The organism is Streptomyces sp. NPDC023157, assembly GCF_055560575.1.
On sequence record NZ_JBVHIL010000016.1, the window covers coordinates 72,615 to 78,054 of the forward strand.

Consider the following 5,440-nt stretch of genomic DNA (forward strand, 5'->3'; position numbering starts at 1 on the left):
CCCGACCGTCAGTCATAGCCATTTTCAGCCCTTCTTGTCTGCCAACACGGACAACGAACGGTCCCCCCGCGCCATGTCTGCCTCGCATGGCACGACGAGATCGCCGTGGCATCACGCTAGGAGGCCTGCTCAACGACGGTCAAGGAGTAGTGGTCCGGGAGCAGGGCCGAACGAACACCGGAGCTGACCGTCTGTCACCGCGGCGCGGATTAAGGCCAGTTGACCCTGACACTCCCAGAAACAGAGATTGACTGGTGGGGGCCACCAGGACCTCGACCACCCGGTCGGCGGACCGAAGCCCACACTCCCTCTCGTTACGCAGGGTATCCGCACAATAAAATGTCACATTACCTCGGTCGGGATCACCAGCGACGGGTCACGGTGTGCCCGGCGACGCAATTTCGCCAGCAGATCCGCTGTCGCCTCGTGCCCTGGAGACTCTGACAGACGGACCGCGAGCCGCTCGCGCGGTGTTCCCCGGCCACGTACCACCACATCGACCACGCACCCGTCACCCAGCTCGGCGTTGACGGCCCGTACGATCCGGTGCGCGTCGACGTACCCGGACCGGAAGGCGAGCAGCCCGGACACCGCGGGCCGCGCGTTGAGCGCGAGGTCCATGTGCGCGGCCCAGCTGACGGTTCCTTCCTCTTCCCGACCCTTCTCCTCGTCTCCGGCCGCCGCGAGTTCCGCACCCAGGCTTTCCATGGCACGCAAGAGGGCCGAGGCGGCCGGCAGCGGCAGAAAGGCTTCGTTGGCTTCGAGAGAGAGCACCATGGGTTCCGTTCCTCTGCCGGGCCGCGCCGCGAGATAGGTGAGGGTCGGGTCGGCCGGTTCCGTGGGTTCGTGACGGAATGTGCTGGGGGATCGCGTGCCGTACGGCATGCCCGTACGGATGGCCCCACCGCGTCGGGAGAAGAAGTTGTACTCCAGTCTCAGGCGGGTGTTGAATCCCGTGCTCTCCTGGCGGCCGTCCAGCATCCTGCGAAGAGCGCGAGCGTCGTGGTCGGCGTTCCGATGCAGATTCCGTGTCGCGGCCTCCACGGTCTTCATGAGCTCATCCGGAGCCACTGCTCCCGTGGGAAGGACGACGGGCACACGCAGGGCGCAGCAGTGGACGCCCGTCGGATAGGTGAACCTGTTGGAGGAGATGACGCACAGGGACGTGGAGGGCAAGCCGGTGTAGCGGGCGATGACGAAGGCGTAGAGGCCCAGCAACGCCTGGGCCGGCCACAGCCCGTTCCGCTGGGACAGGACGGAGACCGCGTGCTGGAGCGACTCCGATGCGAACGTGGCCGTGTAGCCCGCCGAGCGGCGTTCGTCCCACCGCGGGTACGAGGTGGGGGCCGTCGCGTCCAGCACCTCCCGCCAGGGCTCGAGACCGTCGCCCTCCTGGCCGGCGCGAGCCGCCTGGATCAGCGCCTCGTCGATCGGCTGCCGTGGCGGCGCGACCGCCAGATCCGTCTTCCCCTGGCTCAGCAGCGTCAACGCGCTGAGGAACTCGCGGTGGAGGATCTGCATGCTCCGGTAGTCGGCGACGATGTGGTGGAACGCGATCAGCACGTCCTTCGCCGTGTCTCCCTCGGCAAGGATGTCGAAGGTGATCGGCGGCTCCATGCCGACGGGAAGCGGCTCTCGCCGGAGCGACGCCAGGTAGGACTCTGTCCATCCGGCCTCGCTCGCGAGAGCTCCCGGGTCGATCGTCCGGATCCGCTCGGCTCCCGGTTTCCACACCTTCTGGACCGGGTCTCCGGAGTCGTCCCGCTCGAAGGTCGTACGGACGATCTCGTGCCGGCGGGCAAGCAGCGCCAAGGCGTCGCGTACCGCGGAGACCTCGGTGTCCGCGGGGAGAGCCCATCGCTGGGTCAGCGTCCGGGTCCACGCGGCTTCCGGGGCGCCGACGAGCACTTCCTCGTACTCCACGAGCTGCGCGAGCTGCCCGAAGGTGAGGGGGCCCGTGCGCTCGAGAGCTCGGGGCGGCTCGGCGGAATGGGAACGGCATTCGGAACGGGAACGGGTCACGGCGTGCTCCCTTGCACGGGGGGGGGGGACGGTACGAGAGGGGAGACGGGGCCTGATCGGCGCAGAGAGATCGATACGGAGGCGACGGCGGGGCTCCCCGGGGGCGACGCCCTCGGCGCGGTGGCCGTCCGGGCGCGGCGCGCTCGGGCGCGGGCTTGCCCCGGCGTGACGATCAAGGCGGTCGGGCAGAAGGCCGCCTACGACTCTGACGCGAGGCTCGCGGCAGCCGTCGGTTGATCGACAGTCGGACTCGTATCGTCGGCAATCCGGCGAGCGGAAGTCAACAGCGCAGATCGGCCGTCCCACTTCGACGGAGCGCACAGCGATGGCGCAGGGCGAACGCGATCGGCGAACGGGGCGTCGTCGGTCACCGCCGCCAAGTCGGTGCCCGGAAGCCGCGGGGCGCATCGTGGACCTCGCGGAGTTCACCGACGCCGCTGATGGCTCACGAACCTTCCGCGGCGTTGACGAGGGCTGACCCGGCGGACGAGGGCTGACCCGCGGGACGAGGGCTGACCCGCGGCAACGGGCCGGTGACCAGTCAGTACAGAGGCGTGTGCGGCATCTGGCTGTCGGGCCAGAACGGGTCGTGCGGCGGAAGGGGTGCCGGTGGGTTCCTGCGGGCCTCGGCCACCGCGGACAGCAGGCGGATGGGCCATTCCGTCACCCACATCAGGGCGACCGCCCCGGCCAACGGCCAGAAGCCCGTGATGTCCACCAGACCGGTGAGCCAGGCGATCAGCCAGAGCACCAGGGCGTTGGCGCAGACGAGGACGAGCGAGGCGATGCCCGGCACGGGCAGGGTCAAGGTCAGTGCCGGGCGCAGCTGGAAGACGGCGACGACGACGGCGAGCGTCAGCCAGTGCGGGGCGTCGGCGGTCACGCCGTCCAGCCAGGCCACGGCGAGGGCCAGGCCGCCCAGGCAGGCGAGGTAGCCGGCCAGGGCGCGCAACGCCGCGGCCGTGCGGCCCTTCACCGGTACGATGAGCACGAGGAGCAGCACCCGCTCCACCGCTGCGACCACGAGCGCCGCGGCCACGACCTCCTTGGCCCCTCCCCCGAGTTCGACGTCGAGACCCAGCCCGGCAGCCAGCTCGATCCCGGCCCACAGTCCGACCGGCCCCACCACGGCGGTGACGAACACGGACAGCAGCAGGCCGAGCCCGACGTAGCCGAACTGCCTGCCGATCAGTGCCATGAACCGCGCGTCGGAGCCGTGGTCGAACTCCTCGGCCAGCCTTCTCTGGTTGGCCGCCACGACGCGCCCGAGCAGTCGCCTCAGCGGCACGGGGACGAGCACGACGACGGCCGTGAGCACGGCCGCGACCACCGCCACCGCCGACATCCGCTCGACGACCGCCGCAGCCGGAGCCACCCGTAACCGGTCCACCACCTCGGCCGCCACCCAGATCCCGACTCCCGCGCACACCCACCGACCGATGACCCGCCCCGTCGCCTTCATACACCCAGAATCCCGCCGTCCCCCGCACAGCGGAACCCCTCGGTGCCCGGCTATGGACGGCACGTACGACCTGCCGCGGGCGCGCTGCTCGGACGGTCCCGGGCCACGGCTCGCACCCCCCTCCGCGCATCAGCGCGGCCGATATCCGTGAACCATCGTCTTCTTCCCCCGATGTTGGCAGGCCGGGATCAAGCCTTACGTCGATCCTCCGTCGGTCCGATGGTCAGGCGGCAGGCAGGACCGCACCTCGGGGTGGTCCGCGTGGAGATGGTCGAACGGTGTTTGCTGGGTGTCGCGCAGGTGTTGGTCGAAGAAGGCACGCAGGTAGGTGCGGGTGATCGTCATGGTGCGCAGCCCCGAGGTGGCCGCGCCGAGCGGCAGGCCGAGCTGGTCCGCCAACAGGCCGACATCAGTGAAGGACGGGTGCCTGGCTCCCGCCACCACCAGCCAGCGCCTCCAGCCGGTCATTAGGGGCCAGTCTCGGGCCCAGGTGTCAGCGGCGGGCCCGTCGCCGGGAGAGTACTGGCCGTCCCGGCCGAGGAACAGGAACGGCCGGTCCAGGCCGGTGTGCGGGATGAGGGGGCCGGTACTGCCGTCCACGTTGCTGCCCGCGCGGATGCGCTCGTCTGCGAGCATCGCCGCGATGGTGGCCGCGCCTCCCGCGGAGTGTCCGGCCATGCCGATCCGGTCCGGGGCCAGCCCGGCCGCGCCTGCCCACGGTGGGTCGCTGCCGAGGAGCTGGTCCAGCACGAACGAGGCGTCGCGGGCGCGCCCGGTCTTCACCTTGTGCCAGAACTCGGCGGTGCGCGGAAACCCGCGGCCCAGGGCGAAGGCGGCCACCCGCCCGTCCGGAAAGGTGGTGGCCGCGGTCTCGTAGGTGTGGTCGATCGCGACCGCGACGTAACCGTGGCTGGCCAGGTCCTCGCCGATCGAGGTGAGCGTGGCACGCGGCCGGGTGAAGCCGGGCGAGAGAACGATCAGCGGCAGTTCCCGCAGTCCGGGGTCGAGCGGAGCGTCCGGGAAGGCGTTGGTGCGCACCGAACTCAGCGCGTCGGGCGCGATGGCCACGGGCCGGCCGGCCGGCCAGGACGTGCGCCGACTCGGTCCGCGTCAGGTAACGGGCGCGCGGACCGGACGGGCGTGCGGCCGGGTACCAGATGGAGATCATCAGCTCGCGCGTCGGCACGTCCGCGACCCACGGGTCCGGGCGGGAGACATCCTCAAGGTACGCCGACGTGGTGCCGACCGGGTGCGGCCCGGTCGGTGCCGGCAGGGTGGGTGTGGCCATGCGGTGCATGGTCGTCGGCCGAGCCCGAGTGCGCCATCGGGGAGATCCCCGATGTGCGAGTCCGGGGTGCTCGCCGAGCCTGCGCTCAGCGCTTGGCAACTGACGGGGCCCGCTTGGCTCACCGCTCACCGCTCACCGCTCACGGCTCACCGCTTACGGCCTACGGCCTACGGCTTGCGCGCGACGCCGCCGGCGATGCACCGCTGGGCAGCGTTGTGCTCGGTCTGCGGATCGTCCCGTCGCCAGTCGGTGCATCGCACCAGCCCCGGGTCGACCATCTCCAGACCGTTGAACAGGTCCTTCAGCTCGTCCCTGGTCGAGAAGGTGCCACTGCCCATCATGCTGTGGAGGAACATGCCTTCCATCATTCGGGCGGTCTCGCTGTACTCGTCCTCCGGGTCCAGGAAGTGACTGAGTGCCACATAGGAGCCGGGCGGGAGGGCGTCGATGTAGGCACGCATGATGTCCTTGCGCGTGCGGGTTTCCTCGTGCTTGTAGTGGTGGAGTGTGCCCATGTGCAGCAACGCGATCGGCTTGTCCCAGTCCAGGTGGGAGCGCACGAGCTCGTTCGAGAGCAGCCGCTCCGGCTCGAAGATGTCCTCGGAGACGATGACGGCGTTCTCGCTCCCTTCCAGCAGCGCGCGGCTGTGCGCGAGCACCAAGGGGTC

Annotated in this window: 4 protein-coding genes; all 4 read right to left on the minus strand. The window is 70.3% G+C overall.

The features are described from left to right. Nucleotides 1-342: 342 nt before the first annotated feature. On the minus strand, nucleotides 343-2,022 hold the full coding sequence (locus tag ACZ3ZE_RS36475) for a condensation domain-containing protein (protein WP_361179870.1): 1,680 nt from the start codon (nucleotides 2,020-2,022) through the stop codon (nucleotides 343-345). 541 nt (nucleotides 2,023-2,563) lie between these two features. Beyond that, nucleotides 2,564-3,484, minus strand: coding sequence for a hypothetical protein (locus ACZ3ZE_RS36480; RefSeq protein ID WP_361630117.1), 921 nt, complete (start codon nucleotides 3,482-3,484; stop codon nucleotides 2,564-2,566). A 195-nt stretch (nucleotides 3,485-3,679) separates the two neighbouring features. After that, nucleotides 3,680-4,552 carry an alpha/beta hydrolase family protein gene (locus ACZ3ZE_RS36485; RefSeq protein ID WP_467262127.1) on the minus strand — a complete coding sequence of 291 codons (873 nt, stop codon included), beginning with the start codon at nucleotides 4,550-4,552 and terminating at the stop codon, nucleotides 3,680-3,682. A gap of 387 nt (nucleotides 4,553-4,939) precedes the next feature. Next, nucleotides 4,940-5,440: SAM-dependent methyltransferase (locus ACZ3ZE_RS36490; RefSeq protein WP_467262129.1), on the minus strand; the 501-nt coding region annotated here is incomplete at its 5' end.

Bases quoted from the DNA above. Each gene is read 5' to 3' on its own strand.
- ACZ3ZE_RS36480 (WP_361630117.1), bottom strand. From the start codon at position 3,484: ATGAAGGCGACGGGGCGGGTCATCGGTCGGTGGGTGTGCGCGGGAGTC.